The organism is Pseudonocardia xinjiangensis (genome assembly GCF_012911925.1).
Taxonomy (GTDB): domain Bacteria; phylum Actinomycetota; class Actinomycetes; order Mycobacteriales; family Pseudonocardiaceae; genus Pseudonocardia; species Pseudonocardia xinjiangensis.
In genome coordinates this window covers 1-1061 of record NZ_JAAXKY010000307.1, presented here as the reverse complement: position 1 = coordinate 1061, position 1061 = coordinate 1, and the positions used below count along the sequence as shown (strand labels likewise).

General features: G+C 78.6%; 1 protein-coding gene. It reads left to right on the top strand.

Annotation, left to right across the window (positions count from 1 at the left end; all coding sequences use genetic code 11):
• On the top strand, positions 1 to 1061 hold a 1061-nt coding region (locus HF577_RS37205; protein ID WP_456154042.1), incomplete at both ends, for a DNA polymerase Y family protein.

Here is a 1061-nt window from a genome sequence, read left to right as displayed (position 1 = left end):
GAGCGGGCCTGTCACGCGGGTGCTCGCGCTGTGGTCGCCCGACTGGCCGGTCACGGCCGCGGCCATGGCCGCCCACGTCCCTCCGCACCGGCCGGTCGCGGTGGTCGTGGCCAACCGGGTGCTGGCCTGCTCGGCGGTCGCCCGTGCCCACGGCGTGCGCCGTGGCCTGCGCAGGCGGGAGGCGCAGGCCCGGTGCCCCGAGCTGGTGGTGCTCGACCGCGACCCCGATCGCGACGCCCGTGCCTTCGAGCCGGTCGTGGCCGCGGTCGAGGAGCTCGCGCCGGGGGTGGAGGTGGTGCGGCCGGGGCTGGTGGCGTTGGCGGCGCAGGGCCCGGTCGGCTGGTTCGGGGGTGAGCAGGCGGCCGCGGAGAAGCTGGTCGACCAGGTCGCCGCCCGCACGGGCGTGGAGTGCCAGGTGGGCGTGGCCGACGGGTTGTTCGCCGCGGTGCTCGCGGCGCGCCGCGGCCTGGCCGTCGCGCCCGGCGACACTCCCGCGTTCCTCGCTCCGCTCGGCGTGGAGGAACTGGACCGCGAGCCCGATATCGACCGCTCCGAACTGGTCGGGCTGCTGCTGCGGTTGGGGCTGCGCAGCCTCGGAGCTCTCGCGGCGCTCGACGCCGAGGACGTCGCCTCCCGGTTCGGCGCCGACGCCGTGCTCTGCCACCGGCTCGCCCGTGGCCTCGACCCCCGGCCACCCGTGCGGCGCAGGCCGCCGGAGGAGCTCACCGTGGAGATCGAGCTGGACCCACCCGTCGACCGCGTCGACGCCGCCGCCTTCGCGGCCCGCGGGCTGGCGGAGCGGCTGCACCGCACGCTGGCCGGCCACGGGCTCTCCTGCACCCGGTTGGGCGTCGCCGCCCGCACGGTGGCCGGGGAGGAGCTGCACCGGATCTGGCGCTGCGCCGAGCCGCTCACCCCCGCCGGCACCGTCGACCGGGTGCGCTGGCAGCTCGACGCCTGGCTCACCCGCTCGCGGGCCACGGCCGCCGCAGCCGACGGGCCGGGCGCGGTGTCGCGGCTGTGGCTGGTCCCGGAGGAGACGGTCGGGGCGGGGGCACTGC